Genomic DNA, 676 nt, shown 5'->3' with positions numbered 1-676 from the left:
CCACGCGCCGCTGCCTCGCGAGCGTGCTCGACGACGCGGCGCGCCCGCCCGGCGAGGTGATCGTCATCGACGACGCGAGCACCGAGGCGGCGACGCGCGACCTGCTCGACGGCCTCGCCGCCGAGGGGCGCATCCGGCTGCTGCGCAACCCCGTCGCGCGCGGCTTCGTCGCCGCCGCCAATCAGGGGATGGAGGCGGCGGGCGGCCATGACGTGGCGCTGCTGAACAGCGACACGGCGGTGCCGCTCGGCTGGCTCGACCGGCTCGCCGGCCACGCCCATGCCTCGGCGCGCATCGGCAGCGTCACGCCGTTCTCCAACAACGCGACGATCTGCTCCTACCCGTCCGTCACCGGGCCGCAGATCGCCTGGGGCCGCGGCCTCGCGGAGGTGGACGCCGCCTGCCGCGCGGTCAACGGCGGGCGGCGCGTCGATCTGCCGACGGGCGTGGGCTTCTGCCTCTATGTGCGCCGCGACTGCCTGTCCCAGACCGGGCCGTTCGACGTCGACACCTTCGGCCCCGGCTACGGCGAGGAATGCGACTGGTGCCTGCGCGCCGCGCGGCACGGCTGGCGGCACGTGCTCGCCTGCGACACCTTTGTCTATCATCAGGGCGGCGCGAGCTTCGGCCCCGCCGCGTCGCTGCTGTATCCGCGCAACCTCCGTACGCTGGAGAC

At 74.6% G+C, this 676-nt stretch carries 1 protein-coding gene; it reads left to right on the top strand.

From position 1 onward, the window contains the following. Positions 1 to 676: glycosyltransferase family 2 protein (locus B8460_RS02130; protein WP_048859921.1), on the top strand; the 676-nt coding region annotated here is incomplete at both ends.

It is taken from the genome of Acidisphaera rubrifaciens HS-AP3 (assembly GCF_000964365.1).
GTDB lineage: Bacteria > Pseudomonadota > Alphaproteobacteria > Acetobacterales > Acetobacteraceae > Acidisphaera > Acidisphaera rubrifaciens.
The sequence above is the reverse complement of the archived record's forward strand: the minus strand, read 5'-3'. Positions and strand labels throughout refer to the sequence as shown.